The organism is uncultured Dokdonia sp. (assembly GCF_947492815.1).
Lineage (GTDB): Bacteria > Bacteroidota > Bacteroidia > Flavobacteriales > Flavobacteriaceae > Dokdonia.
Genome location: NZ_CANLOB010000004.1, coordinates 152,515 through 177,425 on the forward strand (window position 1 = coordinate 152,515; position 24,911 = coordinate 177,425).

Here is a 24,911-nt window from a genome sequence, read left to right on the forward strand (position 1 = left end):
TTTAAAACTTAGGCTTCGTTATTTACTACCTGAAGCAATATTTAAAATTGAAGAGACCATTTCACGATTTATACTTTCTCTACTAAATTTTGCTACAAACGCATCTCTTGAAACTTCTTTATATGTATAGTTCTCTAATTTAGTGACAAAATCATCAACATCTGTAGGTTTAAATGTTATAGAATTTGAAACTTCTTCCTTAATAAAATCTAAAGCATATCCTCCTACACCTGCTATCATTGGTTTATTAAAGGCTCCATATTCAAAAAGTTTAGAAGGTAATACTCTTTCAAAAGCTTTATATGTATTTAAATGAAGAAATAAGAAATCTGCTTCGTTATAAATGGTAAGAAGCTCATCTCTTTTTACAGGGTCTCTAAGTTCTACATTTGTAATATTCTCAATTTCTAATGCTTCTTTCAGTAATGGTTTTGTTCCTCCATCACCTATGATAACAAACTTATAATCAGGTAATCGCTTTGCTGCCTTCGGAATTACTTTATCCAAACCTTGCCCCTGTCCTATATTACCAGCATATACAATCGTTTTTTTATCAGAAGTTGATTGTTTTTGATTACTAGTATCTTTATTATTAATAAAAATACTATCAATTCCGTTCGTGAAAAATGACTGAGAAGCATTCGTATATTTTTCAAAATAAGGGCCAAATCCTTTTGAAACTAAATTAATATGTGTTGCTCTCTTGAAGGTATAATTTTCTATAGGTCTTAACCCTACACCCAATCCTATTTTAAGAAATGGAGATTTAAATATTTCCGTTATCCCTTCTCTAAAAATATCTCTTATATCTAAATATAATTTACACTTAAACTTTCTTGCTAAAACGGATGCTAAAAACGCAGTGAATAATCTTCCAGAAGACGCATATACTAAATCATACTCTTTCCCTTTAGTAAGACGTTTTACTTCTCCATAAAATTTTCTATAAGCAACAATTTGTCCTTTAAAATTATTTTGAGTTTTAGGTAGTAGAACCCTATGTATATTTACATTAGGAGCTAATTCTTCATCTTGTTGAGTATCTGCATTAAAACTCTTATATCTATTAGGAAATGTACTAATCACATCTACACTAGTATCTTCCTTTTTTTGAACTATTAGTTCTTTTAACAAGGACGTATTTCTAAAAGAACCTGCGCTTAAATCTGGTTCAAAATAATAAGATAAAAATAAAATTTTCATAAAGATATTACGCTGTTAAGATGGTTGGCAAAAGTAACTATAATTTTTGATGAGCTAATAATATCATTATACTCATAAGCAAATCCGTATTCTTCTATACGCAGTGCTATAGCATCTCCTTCAAAGTTGATGGTACTATCATTAATTCTAACACTAGATTCAGATATTTTAGAGACAATAACATCTGGATGTAAATGAAATGATGCAGTCCCTTTATTATCTTTAGATGTAACTACATCTTTAATAGATATATGTGTATCGTCCCAAGTATATGTTCTATGATGAATACTAGATTTAAAATGCTTTAATTGTGCAATGATGTGACTATCATTTTCTTCCTTAATTGTTACTTTAGAGCGCTTGGCAACTCTAAAACCTCCCCATACTTGATATTGATTACCGTCTGTTGTTTCAACGGTATTATGAGAACTAGTGGATCTTTCCTTAGTTCTTAAAGGGGTTTTATCATATGTAGAAACTCCTGTATCTACAAAAACAGGAGAATTCTTATAATTCAATAAAAATTGCAATGCATCAGCGTGTAAATGTCCTGGTTGATAAGTCGCTGCAATGGTCCCTATATCTAGAAATAGTTCATAAGATGGTTTACGTATCATTCTATAACCGGAGTCATTTAAAGTAACAGTACTCCAATCTATTTTTAGTAATCTAGCAAACTTGAATAATTCTTCACTAGAAAATGTAATTCCTTTTGCAGAGTCATTTACATATGGAATCTCTCCATTATTAAATGTGATTTCAGATAGCCATGAAAGCATTTTACTAGCTGTAGTACGCAATGTATCTTTTAATGTATCTTTCTCCCAATCATTTTGAGTCCCTAAATAAATGCAATCTAACACCCTACTCAATATAATTTTATGATACATGGGAGATTGCTCAAAATGAGCACCATCTTTTAATGTTTGTTCTTGAAGTTCTTTTGTTAAAATTGTTGTTGCAATTTTAAGCCATTTTTCATTTTTAAAATGATAAGAAGCAAAATATAAAGCAAATCCATTTTCTAACAAATGATTTCCTAAAATATGATATTCAAGATGTTTTAAAAGAACGCGTGTATACCAGTCTAAAGATGTATTAATATCTAAATTTTCTATCTCATGTTGTCCTATAAATTTTATCCAATTTATAACACGTAATGATATAGGATATGGCTCTAAACCATCTTTTAAAGAGTTTTCATTGGTAATGTAATTCCTTATTAGATGAAGTCCTGTATCTTTAGATATATCTTCTTGAGATAAAAAATCGAAATAATTTAAATTATAGGTCCATAACTTACCGTAATCAGCATAATTCCACTGAATACCATTTGTGATAGATAACTTCTTATTTAGAAATGCAAAAGAATCATTTTCAACATAAGAAGGAGCACAATATAATATTGGGCTCCAAATTAATGCTTGTTCTGGATTTTTTACAGCTATCCTTTTAGGATGTTTATAGACAAAAGACCTTAGCATATAGTATATTCTATATGAAAATTGTACTATAGTAAGATGTCTTATTGTATGATATAATGTCTTTAGTTTACTAAGACCCATGAACCTGATTTTAAACTTTCTATCGCTGCAAAAGAAGCTTTGGTTGTATTTACAATATCATCAAAAGGAATCAGTGCTTCTCCTCCTTCGTTTACTTGATTTGCAAGAAGTTTAAATTGATTTTTATGTCCTTTATCCATTTTAGATTTCATTTTCTTAAATCCTCTAAAACCGTATCCTGTAAGCTTTCTCCAGTTATCTAGTATAAGTGTTCTTTCTTGAGAATATACTTCTACTCTTTCCTTTGAATAGGTCTTACTTCCGTTTGAGAAGTAATTAATGACTCCACTAGATCCATTTTCATATTTTAAAAGAATCGTTGCATTATCTGTAGTTTCTTTCGGATCAACTCCCATAGCATTCATACATACAGATGTAACTTTACTGCCTACTAAGTAGGTGATTAAATCTATAAAGTGACATGCTTCTCCAATGATACGTCCTCCCCCAATTTTAAGGTCATGTACCCAAACATCTGGTGGTATATCTCCTGCATTCATTGTGGCAATTACTTGCATAGGACTACTTCCTACAAGGTCTTTCATTTTTGTTGCAAAAGGAGAGAAACGTCTATTAAAACCTACAGTCAATGTATTATCCGCTTTCGCGAAAGCGGTACAGATATTATCTAACTCTTCTTGATTAAGAGCTAATGGCTTTTCTACAAAAACATTTTTATTGTTTTCTAATGCCTTAATAACCATAGGAGCATGTAAGTTGTGTCTCGTTGTAATAAGCACGGTATTTACATCGTCTTTCTCTAAGACAGCATCATAATCTGTAGAACTATTTGGTATATTAAACTTCTTAGCTAGTGAAGTTCCAGTTACTCCTCCTGAACTAATGATATAATTAATATTTGCTTGTATCCCTTTAAAAACAGGCATTACTGTCATTTTAGAGAAGTTACCTGCTCCTACAACGGCGATACCATCATTTTTTAATGTGTTTTTTCTAGGTGTCTCTTTATCATAATTGACAATATTACCATATACTGCATCCTTATAACTTAAAATAGAAGCTATTGATTTTGATGATCCTATTTCATCATAAATCTTTCCGTATTCTTCAAGAGGAATCACCTCTGTTATAAGAGATTCCACATCGATACTATCTGAGCTAATTGCATGCAAAACTGTAGCAAAATTTCGTTGCTGAGTCCATCTTACAAATGGCAATGGATAATCTTGACCTTTTGCTTCGTAGTTATCATCATATCGACCTGGTCCATATGAACAAGATACTTGGAAGGTTAATTCTTTTTCATAAAAATCAGCTCTACTGATATTTAAACCTATCACACCTACCAAGATAATTCTTCCACGTTTACGTGACATTTGAGCCGCTTGTGAAATAACATCATTTGTTTTTGCAGAAGCTGTAATTATAACACCATCAGCTCCAACATTATCAGTAAGATCTAATACTGTTTTGACAGGATCATCACCTTTTGCTGGATTCACAGTTTCTATTCCCCATTTCTTAGCCATATCAAGCTTAGATTGATCAAAGTCTATTCCTATAACTTTACAACCATTTGCTTTTAGCAATTGCGCGGTAACAAGTCCTATAAGTCCTAAACCTGTCACGACAATAGTTTCTCCTATAGTAGGGTTACATAATCGTATTCCTTGAAGTCCGATACTACCTATAACAGTAAAAGAAGCTTCTTCATCACTTACATTATCAGGAATCTTTGCTACTAAATTTTTAGGAACATTTACAAATTCTGCATGGCCTCCATTGGAAGCTACTCTATCTCCTATTTGGAGATCTGAAACACCTTCACCTAATCCTATAACCTCTCCTACATTACAATATCCTAATGGTAATGGTTCTCCTAGTTTATTAAAAACAGCTTCTAATGTAGGCATTAGGCCTTCTGTTTTCATTTTAGCTAGCACTTGCTTTACTTTATCAGGTTGTTGTCTAGCTTTTGCTATCAAATTTGATTTACCAAACTCTACAAGCATACGCTCAGTACCTAAAGACACTAAAGATTTTGATGTTCTTATTAATACGTGTCCTCTTTTTACTTTTGGTGCTGGGACTTCTTCTAGTATGGTTTCGCCTGTTTTAAAGGATTGTATAATCTGTTTCAAAATATTATTTCTTTATTAAAAATTTGATAAGTATTAATGGAGACAATGTTATTAGAAATCTTGCTAAAAAACCTAAAAATTCACCATACATAAATACCGTTGAAAAAACGATTAATGTATATTGAATAATGATAAGATTAATAGGATTTGTAGACTGTATTAAAAATACACTCATTTTACTCAGCATTATGCCGTATAAAATAGATCCTAATAGCATTCCTATAATTCCAAAGTTCATTTGAAGTTCATTAAACAATCCTGTTGTTAATGATGAGTTTCCTCTTCTTCCTACTACATAAGAACCAGGATAAATTGTATTTTTTAATATTGGTCCAGCACCTAGAGGCTTATTAGGCCATATAGATCTAGGGACAAAATTAGTAATTCCTGCCGAATATGTTACACCATAATGAAGCTTTGTTTTATCGCTATTTTCTAATAACCAAACAATGTTTTCGTGATTACCGAACGCACCATTTAAAGCTTCTATAACTGAGTAATCTGCTGTGTTATCTTTTAAAGCTCCCTGTTTTCTGTTCTTACCTAATTGAAAAAACAGAAAGAGTAATACTACCGCAAATACGCCAATTTTTGCTATAGAACCAAAGTTAGATTTTTTTCTCTTTTTTTGTTTTTTAAATGCAAAATATAATACTGTTAAGTTAACAAGTAATATAAAAATAGAGTTTCTGTTTGAATTAAATCCATAATACGCAATAACAGTAACAACCGATACTAAGAACATTAGAAAGATTAATCGCTTAAACCTTTTTGTAAGATCTTTTCCAGTCAGTACTAAAAAGAAAAACAGAATTGCAGATATATACATCCAGTGTGCAAGGTTTACTTGTAATCCCCTACCTTTCCCAAGGCTAATTCTATCTGACAAATATTCTTCCTGACCAAGTAATGAAATCAAAGAGAAGTTTTGATAGGCAAAATATCCACCTATAAAAAAGACTAATACTCCAACAGCAAATACTTTTTTATAGTTGATACTTGCTGTGTTTATTATTTTATATTGTGGATCATCATTAATAATAATCTGACGTCTGCGTTTATTAAAATGTGTATAGGAAATATAGACTATTATATAAGCAATCATTACATAAAAAAGAGAATAGATATAATAGGTTTCATCATACCCCGTTTCATATCTAAAAAAGTTTATCTTCCACTGAAAGTATGGAAGAAGTAAATGCATAATACAAAAGAAAGCTCCAAATAAAATAAAAGGACTCGTCAGGATTGACTGAAATGACAGCCTCCTAACTACAAAGTAGTTAACTATAAGAAAGATGATAATAAAAGAAAAGAAAAATATATCAATCATCTAGAGACGGGTCATAATTATAACTATCTACAAATTTACTTAAATATACACGAGAGTCACCTATCACTGCTCCAGGACTACCAGCGTATATAGAGAAATCAGGGACTCTACCTCTCACAACAGTTCCTGCTGCAATGATAGATCCTTTACCAATATGACAACCAGGCATTAATATAGTACCTGTTCCTACAAATGCATAATCTTCTATAGTAACTCCTTTTATTCTACCAATAGGTTTATCCTGAGGAATATCAAATGCTTTTGCTACTGTATGAAGTGCCCAGTCATGTGTTAATACTCTAATATAACTAGACATTGTCACTTCATTACCAATAGATATAATAGAATAATCTGTACCGTCAAACCAAATTTTGGAAGAGATATAATTAGGTTTCCCATTAAATTTCATTCCCCATCTCTTAAAAAAGAAATATAAAATATTAGTAGCCCATCTAGCTCTAAAATTTGATACTAGTCCTACTAAAATACGACATATAATTTTTTCAATTTTTCTAGTTTTCATAAAGAAGCTTTTCTAGTTGTTCTTCAAAATAACCAAATTCCTCAGAAATATTTTTTGAATTCTTTTTAATTTCTTCAATTTTAGAAGGATCTGATATATATTCAGAAATAGATGATGATAAATCTACCACATTATCATAAGGAAACGATACCGAAGCTCCTGCTTCGTGTAAATAATTTGCTGTAATCACCTCATTATTGACAATCACTCCTATACCTGTTTTAATAGCATCTCCCCATTTATTTGAAGCTGCTAGTGTATTTATAATAGAAGACGGGTTGTAATACGTAAATACAAAATCAGAAGCTAAATAAGAAGATAACGCATCTGCATTTGAAACTTCACCGAGATATTGCACATTGTCTTTTTGAGCTAATTCTTTTGCTTCTGGACAATCTAATTTTCCAACTAAAATAAACGCAATATCTTTTCCTTCTAATGTATTACATACATCTAATGCTGTTTTCATCCCTCTACCAGCACCTAACCATCCATTAATGTTTATAACAACCGATGCTTTTATCCAATCTTTGGTTTTTGTAATTTCTTTTGCTTTCTCTATCTCTGAAGCACTTGGTGTATTTTGTAAAATATAGAACTTACTAGAGTTAAAATCATAACGTTCTTGTACAGGAATAACATGCTTATAAACATTCCTAGATGTTACTTTTTCACAAAACTGCATTAATAGTTTTGCTGGTTTTGGAAAATTAAATAGCATAGAAAAACGATCTGCATCATCAAAGTATAATTTAAACCCCTTAATCTTACTTGCCAACAATAAAGGAAAAGCACTTTCAAATCCTAAAGCCCATACTGTTTGACCTTCCTTAAAAGAAAAGCTTTTAAAAAATAATTTGATCATCCAAGTGAAATACATCAACTTGATTTTAGACCCTCCATAACCTCCTCCTGTTTGGACTATTTTTTTCCCAATTACAAATGGTAATTCTGTTTCTTTACGCTCTCCTTCTATACGCTCCCAACCTACATGTTCTATAGACTTTACTCCATTTTCATATAAAAAAATAGCTAATTTATATAACCTAGTCCTTTTTGATACCGAAGATAACGGTGCCACTATTGAAAATCTAGAAGTAGTATTTAAATCGTTACGAGACAACATGGATTTCTTTCAGTATTTTGGTTGTATAAATATTTGATACTATAAGTCTAAAAAGCCAGTTTGATACAGACAATATAGATATAATTTGTGCAGCTTTAATTCCAGAAGTCACATTTAAAGTAATAAAAACTCCTATTATATATAATCCAGCAGATATCCAAAAGAGGATCGCTACTGATTTTAATCTTTTCTTATCTGAAAAAATTCCTAAACATACAGATGTTGCAATATAAATCCCTCTAATGATACATAGTATAGAAAGTGATGTGATAATCATCCAATCCAATGCACCAACTTGTGTTTTTGAAAAGTACGTCATATAAATGTATCCTAATACGACAGAAAGCATTGTAATAAGCACGGCAAAGATGGATATTTTAATAGAAAATGTTTTAAACTTTTCGATAGACATTTTTTGTTGCCTTCTAATTTTAGGACCAAAATAAAATCCTAAAAACCCATTAACACTCAAAGCAATAGGAGTAAATACAGCAAAGTATTTAAATAAATGTGCAGATGCTTTTGTATCTCCACTAAGGTTTATCAAAAACTGCTCTCCATATACAGCTAATATGAGCGTTAAATTCGTAAAGAGAAATGTAGTTGCAATAGCTCTAGAATCAGCATCAGACAGGTTTTCAAAAATAGAGCGATCTTCTTTTGTTTTATACCCTCCAAAAATTAAAGCACTCACCAATGTTAATACAATGGGAATGATAAAAAAGTATGACTGCTCTTCAAAAACACCAAAAAATAAGAATACTAATAAAAGTATTTTCCAAAAATTTGTAGAAAATTGCGCTTTCCAGAGATTAAAACATGCTCTTAAAGAAGCAGATGAATAATTTACAAATCCAAACAGCAAAACTCCTAGAAATAAATATAGCCCTTTTAAAAAGGTGTAATTTTTAAACACAGCAATCAAGACAACACTTAGTGTGGCTATAATTAATGCTTGAACAATAAACCTTTTAAAAAAACGAGTAACAAGACTCGGGTCTCTTACAAAAACCTGATCATAACCTAGTAAAACAATAGAACCAAGAATGATAATGGTAGATTTATAAAAAGCCCACTCTGCGATATTTTCTTGACTGAAGTTTTCAGAAACAAATATATCCGCAAGAAGAAAACTTAAAAGCCCTAATCCATAAAGCCCAAAGGATATTACTATATCAATCTTCTTCTTCATGAATCCTTCTTGTTGTTATTTTTTTTGCAGGATTACCTGCATAAACACCATAAGGCTCAGTACTCTTTGTAAGAATTGCTCCAGCAGCTATAATAGATCCTTCTCCAATCACTTCTACTGAAGGCAAGATAATAGAACCTGCTCCTATCCAAGCGTAATCTTCTATAACTAGTTTTGAAAATTTTATAGGGTTGCGTTTCCAATTCTTATATCCATCATGAATCCCGTGGTTGTGTGTAAATATTTTAACACCCTCAGATATTGCTATACTTTTTCCTAAATCAACTCCTCCAGAGTAATCAATATAGGTATCTGCACCTATATTTACTTCTCCTTTACATTTAAAAAAAGCATCTTTATTTGCGTGAGCAGTAGATATAATTACCTTCTCATCTACATAGAGTAAAGGAGAATTAAAAAATTTCCTGTATAACCCCCATCTAAACCTTCTTAGTCCGTAAACACTAAACAAAGGGGAGTTTCTGAAAATTAAGATTAGTAATTTTAATATTTTCTTCACGACTACTTATTTACACCTGCAAAATCTAAGATTGTTTTATTAGAATCCTTAGGTAAGTTCTTAAACTCATCATGAGCAACAAGATATACTACGATATCCGCTTTCGCGAAAGCGTCCTCATAACTAGTTAATTTAAATACTTTATGCTCTTCAATATTTGGCTCTACGATGTAAAACTCTTCGTCATTAGCATTTTGCAGCACTTTTTGAGCAATATATTTTGCTGGAGATTCTCTTAAATCATCAATATTCGGTTTAAAAGCAAGTCCCATTAAGGCAATTTTTGGCTTTCTACCATGATCTAATTGAAATTGAAGCTTTGCATTCTTCACTTGTTCTGCACACCAGAAAGACTTGTAATTATTAATCTCTCTAGCTTTACCAATAATTTGTGATTCCATAGGGAAATCTGCAACGATAAAATAAGGATCTACTGCGATACAGTGTCCTCCTACACCACAACCAGGTTGTAAAATATTAACACGTGGGTGTTTATTTGCAAGATTAATAAGGTCCCATACATTTATATCTGCTTTTGCACAGATAAGAGAAAGCTCATTTGCAAATGCTATTTGCACATCTCTTGAAGAGTTTTCAACTAGCTTACACATTTCTGCAGTTCTTGCATTTGTAGGGTGTAATTCTCCCTTTACATAACTACTATAAAAAGCAATTGCTTTTTCAGTACTAGCCTCATCTACACCTCCAATCACTCGATCATTGTGTACTAATTCATACATAACGTTACCAGGTAAAACACGCTCTGGACAATATGCAATATATAATGAATCTTTTAACTCTGGACGCTCTGAATAGATTAGGTCCATCATTTTTTCTGTAGTTCCTACTGGAGAAGTAGACTCTATAATATATAAATCTCCTTTTTTTAATAAAGGTAATATTCCTCTAGTAGCCGCTTCTACAAAAGAAATGTCTGGTTCATTTTTATCTTTAAAAGGTGTAGGCACTACAATTAAATAATTATTTGCTTCTACCGCTTTTACGTCTGCTTTAAGAAAACCACCTTTTACAGCTTTAGCAACAGCTTCATCTAGTTCTGGCTCAACAATATGTATTTCTCCTCTATTAATCGTCTCTACAACTTTTGGATTAATATCTACGCCATGAACGTTAACTCCGTTTGAAGCGATTAAGGCTGCTGTTGGAAGGCCTATGTATCCTAGACCAATCATTACTACTTCTGGTTGCATGTAATTATTTTTGATTTTTAATAAATTCAACGACACGTTCACAAGCTTTACCATCTCCATACGGATTATGTAATTTGCTCATTTCAGTAAATCGTTCTGGATTATTTAGTAAGTCTAATGTTTCTGAAACAATTAAATCTTTATCTGTTCCTACTAATATGACAGTTCCTGCTTCTACAGCTTCTGGTCTTTCGGTAGTATCTCTCATAACAAGTACAGGTTTCCCTAAACTTGGTGCCTCTTCTTGTACTCCCCCACTATCTGTGATAATAAGTTTTGATCTATTCATTAACCAAATAAAATCTTGGTATGCTAATGGATCAATTAGCATGATATTAGATACGTTTGCCAGTATTCGTTTTACAGGCTCTTGTACTTTAGGATTCAGGTGTACAGGATAAATAATAAGATGTTCTGGCTTTTGTGTAGCTATTTCTTTTAATGCTTCACAAATTCTCACAAAACCATCACCATGATTTTCTCTACGATGCCCTGTTACAAGCAAAACATCTTTTTGCCCTATCGTAGTATCTAAATCTTTAATAAGATCACTTGGGTCACTATTTACCTTATTAACACTATCCAATAAGGCGTCTATAACGGTATTTCCTGTTACCACTATTTGATGTGAAGGTATATTTTCTTTCAGCAAATTACTTTCAGATGTAACTGTAGGTGCAAAATGAAAATCTGCAATTCTACCCGTTACTTGTCTATTAATTTCCTCAGGAAATGGAGACCATTTATCATTTGTACGAAGTCCTGCTTCTATATGACACACTTTAGATTGGTTATAAAAACCAGCGATACTGGTCGCCATAGTCGTAGATGTATCTCCATGTACAAAAACATAATCTGGATTAAAAGATTCCAGAACAGGTTTCATTCCTACAATAATATCTGCTGTTAATGAATACAAGTTTTGACCAGGTTTCATTAAGTTTAAATCAAAATCTGGAGTTATTTCAAAAAACTCTAAAACTTGATCTAGCATTTCTCTATGCTGAGCAGTTACACATACTTTAGTGTCAAATACAGTAGGATGTTTTTGAAATGCTTTTACAAGTGGTGCCATTTTTATGGCTTCAGGTCTTGTGCCAAAAACTATTAGAACTTTTTTCAAATCAGTCAAAATTGGTTATTTATAAGGTAAATTAAGGGCGTGCAAATATAGTTAGTTTCCTTGTTATAAACTAATTTAATTACCGACCCGATTTAAACTTTACAAAAGCATAAAATTAAGTATATATCAATGTATTTTACAAAAAGAAATAAAAAGTAAAAAAAGATATGCAGTCATTAAAAAATAATCCCATAAGCTATTATTTTCTCACTTTTTTAACTAAAGTCTATGAAAGTTTATCTTCCCAATGAGGTCTGCTAACACCAAAATTCTCAATGATTTTTGTGCAATTTAAAATACTATACATAGGTCGTTTAGCTGCTGTTGGGTATTCATTTGTGCTAATAGGGTTTACTTTTATGTCAATTTTGGAATGTTTAAATATCGCTTTCGCGAAAGCGTACCAAGTTGTAATACCCGTATTACTGTAATGATATACTCCCCTATTTGAATGTTCTAATTGAGGAATCATTTTAAAAATAGCTTTAGCTAAATCATCGGCTAATGTAGGAATCCCATGTTGATCATTCACCACAGAAATCTCATCCCTTTCTGTTCCAAGCCGTACCATCGTCTTATAAAAATTTTGACCATAATCACTATAAAGCCATGAAGTTCTTATAATAGCATATGTCAAATCATCAATATCCTGAATAGCAAGCTCTCCTGCTAGTTTAGACTTCCCGTATACCGTTTGAGGATTAGGAGTAATCTCTTCTACATAAGGGATGGTAGATGTCCCATCAAAAACATAATCTGTAGAAATATGGATAAGTGCAATCTTATAAGAAGCACATAAAGTAGCTAATAAACGAACCCCCTCTTGATTAAGACGATACGCATCAACCTCATGAGTTTCTGCTGCATCTACAGCCGTATATGCAGCAGTATTTACTATAATATCAGGCTGATGAGCTTGAATAGCATTTTCAATAGATATGGGAGATGTGACATCTAATACTTCTTTAGAAGCAAACACACATTCAAATGCTGTATAATGAGATTGCGCCACTTTAAAAGCAGTGCCTAACTGACCATTTGCACCAGTTATAAGAATTTTTTTATGTGAGTTTGCAAGACGCATTGTCTTATACTAATTGTTTCAGCGTATGAAAATCCAAATTATGCTGATCTTTTTCTGATAATATCAACTCTTGTTCATCTAAACGCCAATCTATACCTAAAAATGGATCATTATATTTTAGACCTCTCTCACTTTCTTTATGATAATAGTTATCACATTTATAAAAGAAAGTAGCTTTCTGACTCAATACTAAAAAACCATGAGCAAAGCCTCTAGGAATGAATAACTGCTTTTTATTATCTGCAGAAAGTACGATAGAAAATGATTGCCCAAATGTAGGCTCATCTTTACGCATATCAACAACAACATCCAGCACCTCTCCTTCTAAGACACGTACTAGTTTTGCTTGTGCCATTTCTCCAATCTGAAAATGTAACCCTCTTAAAACACCGTAAGTAGATTGAGATTGGTTATCTTGAACAAAATTAGGAGACAATCCTGTCTTTTCTTGAAATATGCTTTCTTTATACGACTCATAAAAATATCCTCTTTCATCGTTAAAAACAGAAGGTGTACAAATAATCAAATCTTTAAAAGGAGTAGTCTCTATATGCATCTACAATGTATTAATATAAGTCGCGTAACTTCCTTTTCCATAGCGCACTGCACTACCTTTAAGCATATCATATGTAATCCAAGACATTTTATATGCAATTTCTTCTAGACAGCTTATCATTGTACTCTGATTACGTTGCAACACACGTATAAACTCTGTTGCGTCATCTAGCGCATCTACGGTACCTGTATCAAACCAAGACATACCACGACTCATGACTACAACTTCTAATCTACCCTGAGAAAGGTACACTTGATTAATCGCTGTAATTTCTTTTTCTCCTCTTGCAGACGGAGTAATTGATTTTGCGATTTCTACAACATCATTATCATAAAAATACAATCCAGGCACTGCATAATTGGATTGTGGAGACTCAGGTTTTTCTTCGATGCTTGTTGCTTTGTTATTTTCATCAAAAGTGACAACACCAAACCGTTCAGGATCCCTTACTGGATAAGCAAATATAGCCCCACCATCAATACTAGTCTTACTTTGCAATAATTTACTAAGACCATTTCCATAAAAGATATTATCCCCCAATACAAGCGCTACTTTATCATCTCCTATAAACTTTTCTCCTATAATAAATGCTTCTGCCAATCCATTAGGTGCGGCTTGAATTTCATATTGAAATTCACAACCTAAAGCAGTGCCATCTCCTAATAGTTTTTTAAAAGAATCTTGATCTTCTGGAGTTGTAATGATAAGTATTTGACGTATCCCAGCAAGCATAAGCACTGAAATAGGGTAATAAATCATGGGCTTATCATATACTGGTAGCAATTGTTTACTCACGGCTATGGTAAGTGGATATAATCTAGTACCGGCTCCTCCTGCTAATACGATTCCTTTCATGATGTGTACATTTTTGAGTAATAATCTTTATAGTCGCCAGAAGTAACTTGTGCTAACCAAGTTTTATTATTTAAATACCAATCTACAGTTGCTTTTAATCCTTCTTCAAAAGTTACTGTAGGCTTCCATCCTAATTCTGTATTAATTTTAGAGGCATCGATGGCATATCTTTTGTCATGACCAGGGCGATCTTTGACGTATGTAATCAATGATGCTGACGTTCCACGCTTTCGCGAAAGCGTATCATCCATTAATTCACAAAGTAAATGAACAAGATCTATGTTTTTCCACTCATTAAAACCGCCTATGTTATAGGTTTCACCAGTTTTTCCATTATGCAAGATAGTATCAATAGCAATAGCATGATCTATTACATATAACCAATCTCTTGTGTAATTACCATCACCATATACAGGTAGTGGTCTCATTTCTATAATATTATTAATAAATAAAGGAATGAGTTTTTCTGGAAAATGATTTGGGCCATAATTATTTGAGCAATTTGAAATAATATAGGGAAGATCATACGTTTCTCCATATGCTCTAACAAAGTGATCAGAGCTCGCTTTAGAGGCAGCATAAGGAGAATTAGGACTATAGGAATTATCTTCTGTAAAAAGGCCATCTATCCCGAGAGATCCATAAACTTCATCTGTACTAATATGGTAGAATAAATGATCTTGCATCTCTCCTTTCCATATAGATTTACAAGCATTTAATAAGTTCATAGTGCCCATAATATTTGTTTTCACAAAAGCCAGTGGGTCTTCTATTGAACGATCTACATGAGATTCTGCAGCAAGATGAATTACTTTATCAAATGCATGAGTTTCAAAAAGCTCTTGAATGTGCGAGGCATCTGTAATATCTGCTTTTATAAACGTATAATTAGGAGATGTATCTATATCTTTTAAGTTTTCTAAATTACCTGCATATGTGAGTGCATCTAGATTATAAATTTGATATTCCGGATACATAGTTACGAGTCTTCGCACTACATGCGAGCCTATAAACCCTGCTCCTCCAGTAACTAATACCTTCATTATAATTTTCCGTTTACAGATTCTAAAACTCCTTTTACATCATAAATAATGGCATTTTCTTTTTTAAATGATGCCATATTGATATCCGAAAACTTTTTATGAGCTACTGCATGAATAATAGCATCAAATGTTGCTTCTGGCGCTATTGTGATTGCATCGAGATTATACTCGTGTTTTACCTCTTCTGGATCCACCCAAGGATCAAATACAGTAACATGTACACCATATTCTTTTAAATCTCTAATAACGTCTACTACTTTCGTATTACGTACATCAGGACAATTTTCTTTAAATGTGATTCCAAGCACTAAAACATGGGCTCCATTTACTTTAATATCATTTTGCAACATTAATTTAACAACCTCTGATGCAACATAAGCGCCCATGCTGTCATTAAGTCTTCTTCCTGCAAGAATAATCTCTGGGTGATACCCTAATTCTTGTGCTTTTTGTGCTAGGTAATAAGGATCTACACCAATACAATGACCTCCTACTAAACCTGGTTTAAATGGTAAAAAGTTCCATTTTGTACCCGCTGCAGCCAATACATCTTGTGTATCTACTCCCATAAGGTTAAAGATTTTTGCCAACTCATTTACAAAAGCAATATTGATATCACGTTGAGAGTTTTCTATTACTTTAGCAGCTTCTGCTACTTTAATAGTAGGCGCTAAATGCGTTCCTGCTGTAATCACAGAGGCATATAGTGCATCTACTTTTTTTCCTATTTCAGGAGTACTTCCAGAAGTAACTTTTAATATTTTATCGACCGTATGCAATTTATCACCTGGATTAATACGCTCTGGAGAATAGCCTACATAAAAGTCTTTGTTAAATATTAAACCACTTACTTTTTCTAATACAGGCACACATTCTTCTTCCGTGACTCCAGGATATACCGTGCTTTCATAAATAACAATATCACCTTTTTTAAGCACAGAACCTATAGCTTCACTACTCTTATACAAAGGAGTAAGTACAGGTCTATTATTCTTATCTATAGGAGTTGGTACAGTAATGATATAATAATTACAGTCCTTCAAATCTTCTAATGAACTTGTACAATAAAGTCCATTACCTGTTTCTTGCCCATCATGTAAGACCGACTTTAATTCTGTTTCTGTTACTTCTAACGTAGCATCAATTCCTTGATTCAATTCTTTGATACGTTCTTCTTTTATATCAAATCCAACTACATTATATGAAGTCGCAAATAGGCGAGCTAATGGTAATCCTACATACCCTAGTCCAATAATTCCTATTTTAATGTCAGTCATAAAGTTTTTATTTTAAATGTTCCCAATACCAACTCATCGCCTCTTGAATTCCTTTTTCCAGGTCATATTTTGGCGCATATCCTACTAGAGAACTTGCTTTTTGTATAGATGCAAGAGAATGCGGAACATCTCCTACTCTTTCTGGACCGTGTGTTATAGAAACTTCTTTTATAGCGGTATCGTATTGAGATAATGTGTTTTTTAATAGCTCTATTAATTGCTTAAGTGTTGTGCGTTCTCCGTAAGCTACATTATATACTGTGTTTAAAGCATCTGGGTTTTCTGTTAGTATTGACTTTACATTCATTTCAATTACATTATCGATATATGTAAAATCTCTTGAAAAAGACCCGTCACCATTTATTACTGGAGATTCATGATTTATAAACTGTTTTACAAACTTAGGAATAACAGCAGCATATGCTCCATTAGGATCTTGCCTTCTTCCAAAAACATTAAAATAACGTAAACCAATAGTATCTATACCATATGTCTTATGAAATACATCTGCATATAATTCATTTACATATTTTGTAATCGCATAAGGAGATAATGGTTTTCCAATAACAGCCTCTTCTTTAGGTAAAGTTACAGAGTCTCCGTAGGTAGATGAGCTAGCAGCATATACAAAACGTTTTACATGCTCATCTCTTGCCGCCGTAAGCATATTTAAAAACCCTCCTACATTTACGTCATTTGTAGTAATAGGATCATTAATAGATCTAGGTACAGAACCTAGTGCTGCTTGATGCAATACATATTCCATAGAAGCAACCGCCAATTTACAATCTTCAAGGTTCCGAATATCACCTGTAAATAATGTAAAATTAGGGTGATCAATAAAAGCGCTTAGATTCTTTTTATGACCGGTAGCAAAATTGTCTAAACAGTGAACAATAGCGCCTTTATCTAGTAAATACTCGCATAAATTAGAACCTATAAAACCTGCTCCTCCTGTTACAAGGATTCTAGCATTTTTTAATTTTTCTACGGAATGATCAATCATATATATAATATTCAAGCAGTGCAAATATAAGACTTCTTAAGATGTAGAACGCATCATAAATAGTACGTAATGATGATTCTTTTTTATATTAAAAAATGTCAGTTACAGTAAGGTTTTACAAAAAAATGATCTAAACACTATAGACATTATATACCTTTACGAATATTATACATTGATATAAAACATATGAAGTTTTTTTCCATAATAGCTATTCTCTTATTTACAACCATTCAATGTCAACCACAAGATTATGGAGTATTAGAATATTATATGACACTTCCCGATTTACTAGAAGAAAACTCAGGAATAGCTATATCTCAGAACAAAAAATATTTATATGCTATCAATGATTCAGGAGGAACTGCCACTATATTTTCAATTCACCTCGATCACAAAGAGATAGAACAAGACATTAGCATTTCAAATGCACAAAATGTAGACTGGGAAGACCTTGCCAGTTTTGAAAACGACCTATTTGTAGGTGATTTTGGAAATAATGATAATAAAAGAAAAGATCAAACGATATACTGGGTAGAAAATGTAGACCAAATCACTCCTGGTTCTTTTTCTGCTTTCGCGAAAACTACCACATTCACTTTTGAAGATCAAAAAGAATATCCTCCTAAAAAAGGAAATCAAAATTTTGATGTAGAGTCTTTTTTCGTACACAACACTAATTTCTACCTCTTTACACGTAACAGAGAAAGTCACAAGAAATTTGATGGAATTACCAAAGTATATAAAATACCCATGAAAGAAGGCGCACAAAAAGCTATTCTTATAGATGAATTTGAAACGTGTTCAGATCGTGATGATTGTCAAGTAACAAGTGCTGCCATACATCATGAAACAGGTAAGATTGCTTTATTAACCTATAATAAAGTTTGGATATTTGACAACTATTATGATGATCAATTCTTTTCTGGATCTGTTACTAAAATCAAATTAGGACATAACTCTCAAAAAGAAAGCGTCACTTTTAAAGATGCTCATACGCTATTTATTTCGGAAGAAGCCTCTTCAAAAACACAAGGAAACGTTTACACCCTAGATTTAAAAAAATTCTAACCCTATTGTTAGTATTGTTTTTTAATGCCGACTTATATTTCTAAATCAATCATTATGAAAACATATCTTTCCATTGTAGTACTATTATTTTCAAGCATTGTAGCACAAGCACAAATGACTAATGAAAAATTAGAAAAAATTCTTACAGAAGAGGTAGATAGCATAGGAGGATTTACTGGAAGATGGCAGATGAAATTAAAAGATTTGCCTCTTATTGTTCTTACCGATGAAACAAACGATCGTATGCGTATTATCGCCCCAATCATTGAAGCATCAAGGCTTGACGAAGAACTTTTATTAGATTGTATGACCGCAAATTTTCACTCAGCATTAGATGTTAAATATGCCATTTCTGATGGTATCTTATGGTCTGTTTATATTCATCCATTAAGTCCGTTAAATGACGGGCAAGTGAGAGACGCTGTAAAGCAAGTATTTTCTGCAGCAGCCACTTTTGGAACTAGTTTTTCAAGTACGCCGTTATTATTTGGAGGAAATCAATCTGAACAAAATGTTCCTGCTAAAAAAGATTCTTTGGTTTTTAAGAAAACCTGATTCCGCTCTAAATTTAAATTATTTATTAGGTGTAAAACTATATTCGGGTACTTTTCCTATGGCACCTTCAAAAAACTCATGTATCATAGCCATATCTTGCTCTAAATGACCAGAAGGGTATAAAGGTTTTGAAATACGATGTTCTTTCTTGGCAAAATCAAAAGTCACCATAATGATAGGTACCTTGGCTTCCATTGCGATATAATAAAACCCCGTTTTAAGTTTATCAACTTTTTTACGAGTGCCTTCAGGAGCTAGCGTAAGTCTGAATTCTTCTTTACGTTCAAATACTTGTGCTATAGATTTTACCTTATCTTGTCCTGATGTTCTATCTATAGGAGCCCCCCCCATCGCTCTAAAGAAGTAACCAAAGGGCCATTTGAACAATTCTTTTTTTCCTACAAAGCCTATTTTAACTCCTAAAGTAGCACGTAGTAAAACGCCCATATAGAAATCATGCCAACTTGTATGTGGTACAGCGATAACAATACACTTCTTGACAGTATCTTCAGAGAAATTACCAATAGCCTTCCATCCTAATACCTTTTTGTAGATCCACTTTGATACTCCCATACGTTTTTATTTCGCTATAAGTTGACGTGCTTTTTCTAAATCTTCTGGAGTGTCTATACCTATAGCTAGGTTATGAGAACGTACCATTTTTATTTTTTTTCCGTATTCTAAAAACCGAATACATTCTATTTTTTCAGCAGCTTCTAGAGAACGCATTTCTAAGAGAGAAAAATCTATAATTGCCTGTTTTCTAAACGCATAAATACCCTTATGTTTATACACAGTTAAAGCCACTTCTGGATCTCTTACATATGGTAATGGAGATCTAGAAAAATAAAGTGCATAATCCATCGCATCAACGATAACCTTTACATTATTAGGGTTTTGAATTTCTTCTTCAGTTTCTAAAGGCGTCATGACACTTGCAAGATCTATTTGTGCAGCGTCATCACCATAAAAAACCTGTAATACAGGAGCTAGATCTTCTCTGGTAGTAAAAGGCTCATCCCCTTGTACATTAACCACGACATCACAATCTATGCCTGCTACAGCTTCTGCAATACGATCGCTTCCACATTCATGATCATCACGACTCATGAGTGCTTTTCCTCCAGCAGCTATCATTGCATCATAAATCACAGGACTGTCTGTTACCACATAAACGTCATCAAAAAGGTGTGTTGCAACAGTACTTTCGTACGTTCTAACAATCACAGGTTTTCCTGCTAAATCTTTCATCATTTTACCAGGGAAACGAGACGCTGCATAACGCGCAGGGATCATTGCAATAATTTTTAAAGGTGTGCTCATTGTTGTATACGCTTTCGCGAAAGCGTAAAATTTAATATTAAAATAGGATTACAAACATAGGTAAATTCATTCCGAATCAAGAACGTCTTAGCTTTTTAATAAATCTCCAAATACCGCCTACTAATAATAACACAACAATAAGCGCAATAAATGGGGAAAAAACACTTGCTACAGAGATAGTAGTTGCTGCTCCTGCTTCTGCTGTGGCAACCACAGGATTTGCAATACCACCTGTTGTTGCAGTAGAAGTGAGTCTTGTCATTCCTGTCGCACCAGAAATAGCAGCCGCAGCTCCTCCGCCAGCAACAATAGCTAGTGCCCATGTAAATGCCGGGTTGACATCTCCCATCGTTGCTACCATTAAAAGAGTTCCTGCTATTCCTGCTAAAGGAACAGAAACAGTATCTAATAAGTTATCTAACCAAGGTATGAAGTATGCAAATGTTTCAACGACAGCTGCAATACCTAACAACCATAATGCGGCACTACTTCCTACCCATAGCCAATTTTCATCTACTGGAAACCATCCATAATGAGCTGATAAACTCATTATTAATAATGGAATAAAAATCCTAAATCCCGCAGCAGCCGCTAGAGAGAAACCTAATACAATACTTACAATTAATTCAAAATTCATATATTAAAGATCATAGTACCTTGTTAAGATACAGTAATTTATTTTTATTCTTCTACAAACATATCTCCTTTAAACCCTATGAGATATACTTTAGATTTTGCTCTAGTTACAGCGGTATACAACCATCTTAAATAATCTCTATTCATTCCATCTGGAAGATATGGTTGTTCAATAAATACACGGTCCCACTGACCACCTTGAGATTTATGACAGGTAATTGCATATGAAAATTTTACTTGAAGAGCATTAAAAAACTTGTTGTTTTTAATCTTTAAAAAACGCTTGTAATTTGCTTTTTCATCTGCATAATCTTTTTGTACTTCTTGATACAATCTATTGGAATCTTCATACGGTAAAGAAGGGGTTTCCATAGATAATACGTCTAGCATCACAACAGTATCAAAGGGTTTCATATTTGGGTAATCAATCATTTGCACTTTTACTTCTGCAAATCTGAAGCCATATAATTCTTTAATAGCATAAATTTCTAAAATTTTAATAATATCACCATTAGCAATAAAACCCGCATCGCTTTTTGCATCTATCCAGAAGTAATTATTTTTTACGACCATAAGGTGATCTCCAGCAGAAATCTCTTCTTCCTGAAAAAGAATACGTGATCGTATTTGCTGATTATACAGATTTGCTCTTTTATTAGATCGTACTATGAATGCGGTATCTTCATTTCCTACTTGATCATAAGAATCCTGTATTGCCTCCATAATTTCATGACCGTCTATAAGTCTGACTATATCGTTAAAGCCTTGTAGGTCGAATTTAAAATCTTCAAAAAAACCATCGGCTAAATGCTCTCGTATAGTTGTTGCATTTGAGAGAATACCACTATTCTCTCCTTGACGCATCACTTCATCTAGCTGTAATTCATCTATTTCTTTATTATACTGCATAGACAGTACATTTCTATCTAAAGCAGGAGAAAGGTCTAATTTTACTGGAGGTAGCTGTGCATCATCTCCTATTAAAATAAGTTTACATTTATGACCGCTGTATACATATTGCATCATATCATCCAGTAACGAACCGTTTTCAAACAATTTAGATTCGCTGGCCCTATCAGAAATCATAGAAGCTTCATCGACAATAAAAACACAATTACGATGCTTATTGGGCTGTAATGTAAAAGAAACACCTCCCCCACTATCTTTTTTGGGAAAATAAATTTTTCTGTGAATCGTAAATGCTTGTCGTTTGCTATAATTACTGATCACTTTAGCAGCCCTACCTGTAGGTGCCATAAGCACTGAAGACATTTTTGCTTTCCATAAATTTTTAACTAAAGTTCCAATAATTGTTGTTTTTCCTGTTCCAGCATACCCTTTTAATAAAAAAACGGTATCATATTTGGTGTCTAAAAGGAAATTTGAAAGCTTTTGTAAAAGTATATCTTGCTTTACTGTAGGGGTATACGGAAAGTCTGATTGCAGTAGTTTATAAAAAGACGAAGGGTCTGTAGACATAAAAGGATATTAGTTGGGTTAAATATAACGAAGGAAAATATCTTAATATGTTTTTACGAATAAAAAAAAATTGTAGATTTGCGAGTATACGTAATCTAATATAAAAACTCTACGAATGAAAATTGTTTTACAAGTTGTACTTTGGGTAATCATAGGTGTATTATCATATTTACTTTTTAATGCCATCTATGGAGAAGTAAAGTTTAATGAGATAAAAGAGAAAAGGTACAAAATGGCTATTGAAAATTTACGTGACTTACGTATCTCACAGATAGCGCATAAAACAGTGACTGGAACGTATGAAGCTAAATTTGATAAATTAGTTCGTTTTATAGATACTGCTCAATTTACGCTAACGCAGCGTAGAGATAGTACCATTCTTGATGTAGAAGCTACAGAAAGATTCGGAGTAGATCAATATAAAGAGATTACATTGATTGATACTCTAGGGTATAAATCTGTAAAAGATTCTTTATTTGGATCTTCAGATCGTTATAAAACAATGATCAATGTCCCTATTGAAGGAGCAAATGCTAAATTTAAAATGGCAACAGGAACAATTACTAAAAGTAATATTGAATTCCCTGTTTTTGAAATAAGAGTACTTAAAGAGACACTACTATTTGATCAACCAAAAGATTTTCTTACCAAAGAAAAGCAGGTTGTTTCTGTAGATGGTGTAAACGGAGATGCCCTTACAGTAGGATCTCTTAGTAAAATTGATACAAACGGAAACTGGCCGAAGAGTTACGGTGCAAATGACGAATAATAATCAATCACATACCATATCAAAGAAATTGTCCATCCAAGTATGCTTAGATGGACTTTCTTTTTTCACCCAAGATATAGCTTCAAAAGAAGTTATAATGTATAAAGCAATTACATTTGAACAAAAAGTAGATCCAGCGGCATTATTAGGAGAAGTTACTACTATTTTTAATACACACTCAGCATTACAAGAGTCCTATGCAAAAGTAGAAGTCATTTATACAAATCATTTATTTACACTAGTACCTAAGGACGTATTTGATCCTACAAAACTAACAGACTACTTAAAGTTTAATACTAAAATCTTAGCAACTGATTTTATTGCATATGACAGTATAGAAACACAAGATATTGTTATTGTATATATTCCATATACAAACATAAACAACTTCTTTTTTGACACTTTTGGGGCCTTTGATTATTATCATGGCATATCACTCTTTATCAAAGAAACATTAGAAAAAGAACCTCTTTCTGAGGATCCTAAAGTTCATATTCATGTTCATAAAAACAGCTTTGACCTGATCGTTACTCAGAAAAAGAAGCTTATTCTAGCAAATACATTTGATTTCTATTCAAAAGAAGATTTTATGTATTATACCTTGTTTACCTTAGAGCAACTAGAATTGAACCCTGATACTATACAGGTGTTTCTCACTGGAGACATCCAAAAAGACAGTCCGTTATTTGAATTAGCATACACCTATATTCGTCATCTAAATATTAAAGAAAACCCAGCTAGTGTTATTCCCACTACAGATTATATTTTAAGCTCTCTTTTATGACACGTATCATTTCTGGAAAATACAAAGGACGCCGTATACAAGCTCCTAAAAAATTACCTGTACGTCCTACTACAGATATGGCTAAAGAAGCCTTATTTAACATTATACGTAGTCAGTTTCATATTAGTTCGTTACGAGTATTAGACCTTTTTGCAGGTACAGGAAACATAAGCTATGAGTTTGCTTCCAGAGGATCACAACAGATTGTTTCTGTAGATGCTAATTATCATTGTATAAAGTTTATAAACCAAACCGCTGCAGAATTTGAATTTGATGCGATACAAACCATTAAAAGTGATGTATTCAAATACTTAGAAAGAGCTTCAGGTTCTTATGATATTGTTTTTGCAGATCCACCATATGATATCTCTCTCGAAGAATTTGAAAAAATAGCAATACTCGTTTTTCAAAATCAATTGCTAGATCAAGATGGTACACTTATCATAGAGCATAGCAAACATACCAAAATGGATCAAGTAGAAAATTACGTAGAAACGAGACATTATGGTGGTAATGCGTTTAGCTTTTTTGTCTGGCCAGAAAGTGATGAAGAGGAATAATATTTTTTTCTTTTCGCT

At 32.7% G+C, this 24,911-nt stretch carries 25 protein-coding genes; 5 read left to right on the forward strand and 20 right to left on the reverse strand.

The features are described 5' to 3' along the window. Positions 1 to 18 precede the first annotated feature (18 nt). The 16 genes from Q1A01_RS06560 to Q1A01_RS06635 form a co-directional block, all read right to left on the reverse strand. A complete protein-coding gene (locus Q1A01_RS06560; RefSeq protein ID WP_299677787.1) occupies positions 19 to 1,203 on the reverse strand; it encodes a glycosyltransferase family 4 protein in 1,185 nt (394 codons plus the stop codon). Further along, the gene (locus Q1A01_RS06565; protein WP_299677790.1) at positions 1,200 to 2,687 is read right to left on the reverse strand and encodes an alginate lyase family protein; all 1,488 of its coding nucleotides are present in this window, start codon (positions 2,685 to 2,687) and stop codon (positions 1,200 to 1,202) included. Before Q1A01_RS06565 ends, Q1A01_RS06560 begins: the two co-directional genes overlap by 4 nt. Before the next feature lie 62 nt (positions 2,688 to 2,749). Next, a complete protein-coding gene (locus tag Q1A01_RS06570; RefSeq protein WP_299677793.1) occupies positions 2,750 to 4,870 on the reverse strand; it encodes a bi-domain-containing oxidoreductase in 2,121 nt (706 codons plus the stop codon). Between the two features lie 4 nt (positions 4,871 to 4,874). After that, complete coding sequence (locus Q1A01_RS06575; protein ID WP_299677796.1) at positions 4,875 to 6,203, reverse strand: O-antigen polymerase; 1,329 nt, start codon at positions 6,201 to 6,203, stop codon at positions 4,875 to 4,877. Next, positions 6,196 to 6,726: an acyltransferase gene (locus tag Q1A01_RS06580; protein ID WP_299677799.1), complete on the reverse strand. Its 531-nt coding sequence runs from the start codon at positions 6,724 to 6,726 to the stop codon at positions 6,196 to 6,198. Before Q1A01_RS06580 ends, Q1A01_RS06575 begins: the two co-directional genes overlap by 8 nt. Then, entirely contained in the window at positions 6,716 to 7,852 is a 1,137-nt protein-coding gene (locus tag Q1A01_RS06585) for a hypothetical protein (RefSeq protein WP_299677802.1), read from the reverse strand. The genes Q1A01_RS06580 and Q1A01_RS06585 overlap by 11 nt, the downstream gene beginning before the upstream one ends. Continuing rightward, positions 7,839 to 9,044 carry a hypothetical protein gene (locus tag Q1A01_RS06590; protein WP_299677805.1) on the reverse strand — a complete coding sequence of 402 codons (1,206 nt, stop codon included), beginning with the start codon at positions 9,042 to 9,044 and terminating at the stop codon, positions 7,839 to 7,841. The genes Q1A01_RS06585 and Q1A01_RS06590 overlap by 14 nt, the downstream gene beginning before the upstream one ends. Next, positions 9,028 to 9,564, reverse strand: coding sequence for an acyltransferase (locus tag Q1A01_RS06595; protein WP_299677808.1), 537 nt, complete (start codon positions 9,562 to 9,564; stop codon positions 9,028 to 9,030). The genes Q1A01_RS06590 and Q1A01_RS06595 overlap by 17 nt, the downstream gene beginning before the upstream one ends. 2 nt (positions 9,565 to 9,566) lie before the next feature. Then, entirely contained in the window at positions 9,567 to 10,775 is a 1,209-nt protein-coding gene (gene wecC, locus Q1A01_RS06600; protein ID WP_299677811.1) for a UDP-N-acetyl-D-mannosamine dehydrogenase, read from the reverse strand. A 4-nt stretch (positions 10,776 to 10,779) separates the two neighbouring features. Then, positions 10,780 to 11,898, reverse strand: a complete 1,119-nt coding sequence (gene wecB, locus Q1A01_RS06605) for a UDP-N-acetylglucosamine 2-epimerase (non-hydrolyzing) (protein ID WP_299677814.1) — start codon at positions 11,896 to 11,898, stop codon at positions 10,780 to 10,782. A 226-nt stretch (positions 11,899 to 12,124) separates the two neighbouring features. Further along, complete coding sequence (gene rfbD / locus Q1A01_RS06610) at positions 12,125 to 12,982, reverse strand: dTDP-4-dehydrorhamnose reductase (protein WP_299677817.1); 858 nt, start codon at positions 12,980 to 12,982, stop codon at positions 12,125 to 12,127. 4 nt (positions 12,983 to 12,986) lie between these two features. Then, positions 12,987 to 13,538: a dTDP-4-dehydrorhamnose 3,5-epimerase gene (rfbC, locus tag Q1A01_RS06615; protein WP_299677820.1), complete on the reverse strand. Its 552-nt coding sequence runs from the start codon at positions 13,536 to 13,538 to the stop codon at positions 12,987 to 12,989. Beyond that, positions 13,539 to 14,393: a glucose-1-phosphate thymidylyltransferase RfbA gene (rfbA, locus tag Q1A01_RS06620; protein WP_299677823.1), complete on the reverse strand. Its 855-nt coding sequence runs from the start codon at positions 14,391 to 14,393 to the stop codon at positions 13,539 to 13,541. Beyond that, the gene (gene rfbB / locus Q1A01_RS06625; protein ID WP_299677826.1) at positions 14,390 to 15,436 is read right to left on the reverse strand and encodes a dTDP-glucose 4,6-dehydratase; all 1,047 of its coding nucleotides are present in this window, start codon (positions 15,434 to 15,436) and stop codon (positions 14,390 to 14,392) included. Before rfbB ends, rfbA begins: the two co-directional genes overlap by 4 nt. Further along, positions 15,436 to 16,713, reverse strand: coding sequence for a nucleotide sugar dehydrogenase (locus Q1A01_RS06630; protein WP_299677829.1), 1,278 nt, complete (start codon positions 16,711 to 16,713; stop codon positions 15,436 to 15,438). Before Q1A01_RS06630 ends, rfbB begins: the two co-directional genes overlap by 1 nt. A 7-nt stretch (positions 16,714 to 16,720) precedes the next feature. Beyond that, on the reverse strand, positions 16,721 to 17,719 hold the full coding sequence (locus Q1A01_RS06635) for an SDR family oxidoreductase (RefSeq protein ID WP_299677832.1): 999 nt from the start codon (positions 17,717 to 17,719) through the stop codon (positions 16,721 to 16,723). Between the two features lie 186 nt (positions 17,720 to 17,905). Between Q1A01_RS06635 and Q1A01_RS06640 the strand changes: the two genes are divergently transcribed. Both Q1A01_RS06640 and Q1A01_RS06645 read left to right on the forward strand, forming a co-directional pair. Then, positions 17,906 to 18,787, forward strand: a complete 882-nt coding sequence (locus Q1A01_RS06640; RefSeq protein WP_299677835.1) for a hypothetical protein — start codon at positions 17,906 to 17,908, stop codon at positions 18,785 to 18,787. A gap of 54 nt (positions 18,788 to 18,841) precedes the next feature. Further along, a complete protein-coding gene (locus Q1A01_RS06645; protein ID WP_299677838.1) occupies positions 18,842 to 19,342 on the forward strand; it encodes a hypothetical protein in 501 nt (166 codons plus the stop codon). Positions 19,343 to 19,360: 18 nt separating this feature from the next. On the opposite strand, the gene Q1A01_RS06650 is transcribed toward Q1A01_RS06645, so the two are convergent. The 4 genes from Q1A01_RS06650 to Q1A01_RS06665 all read right to left on the reverse strand — a co-directional run bounded on the left by Q1A01_RS06650 (position 19,361) and on the right by Q1A01_RS06665 (position 22,780). Then, complete coding sequence (locus Q1A01_RS06650) at positions 19,361 to 19,915, reverse strand: 1-acyl-sn-glycerol-3-phosphate acyltransferase (RefSeq protein ID WP_299677841.1); 555 nt, start codon at positions 19,913 to 19,915, stop codon at positions 19,361 to 19,363. Between the two features lie 6 nt (positions 19,916 to 19,921). Next, positions 19,922 to 20,665 (reverse strand): 3-deoxy-manno-octulosonate cytidylyltransferase, encoded by a 744-nt coding sequence (gene kdsB / locus Q1A01_RS06655; protein WP_299677844.1) that lies wholly within the window; start codon positions 20,663 to 20,665, stop codon positions 19,922 to 19,924. A 76-nt stretch (positions 20,666 to 20,741) separates the two neighbouring features. Next, entirely contained in the window at positions 20,742 to 21,302 is a 561-nt protein-coding gene (locus Q1A01_RS06660) for a DUF4126 domain-containing protein (RefSeq protein WP_299677846.1), read from the reverse strand. A 44-nt stretch (positions 21,303 to 21,346) separates the two neighbouring features. After that, a complete protein-coding gene (locus tag Q1A01_RS06665; RefSeq protein WP_299677849.1) occupies positions 21,347 to 22,780 on the reverse strand; it encodes an ATP-binding domain-containing protein in 1,434 nt (477 codons plus the stop codon). Positions 22,781 to 22,895: 115 nt separating this feature from the next. Here Q1A01_RS06665 and Q1A01_RS06670 point away from each other — a divergent pair, with 115 nt between their 5' ends. From Q1A01_RS06670 to rsmD, 3 genes are read left to right on the forward strand one after another with little or no spacing between them, the layout of a single operon-like run. Next, the gene (locus Q1A01_RS06670; RefSeq protein WP_299677852.1) at positions 22,896 to 23,549 is read left to right on the forward strand and encodes a hypothetical protein; all 654 of its coding nucleotides are present in this window, start codon (positions 22,896 to 22,898) and stop codon (positions 23,547 to 23,549) included. Further along, a complete protein-coding gene (locus Q1A01_RS06675) occupies positions 23,539 to 24,333 on the forward strand; it encodes a DUF3822 family protein (protein ID WP_299677855.1) in 795 nt (264 codons plus the stop codon). Before Q1A01_RS06670 ends, Q1A01_RS06675 begins: the two co-directional genes overlap by 11 nt. Next, the gene (gene rsmD, locus Q1A01_RS06680) at positions 24,330 to 24,893 is read left to right on the forward strand and encodes a 16S rRNA (guanine(966)-N(2))-methyltransferase RsmD (protein WP_299677858.1); all 564 of its coding nucleotides are present in this window, start codon (positions 24,330 to 24,332) and stop codon (positions 24,891 to 24,893) included. Before Q1A01_RS06675 ends, rsmD begins: the two co-directional genes overlap by 4 nt. Positions 24,894 to 24,911 lie beyond the last annotated feature (18 nt).